The 231-nt window shown below is 64.1% G+C and carries 1 pseudogene; it reads right to left on the bottom strand.

Going from position 1 to position 231, the window contains the following annotated elements:
- Positions 1 to 229: pseudogene (locus tag OH705_RS28920) on the bottom strand (NAD(P)H-dependent oxidoreductase); the annotation flags it as partial.
- Positions 230 to 231: the final 2 nt, after the last annotated feature.

The following is a 231-nucleotide window of genomic DNA, read 5'->3' as shown; positions in this document are numbered from 1 at the left end:
TGCTGCCACGGGTTGCGATCGGCAACACCACCTTGTGTTCCAGGGCCCGCTCGCGCAGCAGGTCGAGCAAGGTCTTCAAGGCCCCGGCGAAGGACGCCTTCTACACCGGGGTGGCCACCACCAAGCCGTCGGCCTGGGCTACAAGTTCGTTCAAGTGGCGCACCTGCGGGCTGTCGAAACGGGCATGCATCAGATCTTCGGCGGGAAACTCACGCACCTGGAAGGTCACCA

The sequence above is a fragment of the Pseudomonas sp. BJa3 genome (genome assembly GCF_026343815.1).
Taxonomy (GTDB): domain Bacteria; phylum Pseudomonadota; class Gammaproteobacteria; order Pseudomonadales; family Pseudomonadaceae; genus Aquipseudomonas; species Aquipseudomonas soli.
The sequence above is the reverse complement of the archived record's forward strand: the minus strand, read 5'-3'. Positions and strand labels throughout refer to the sequence as shown.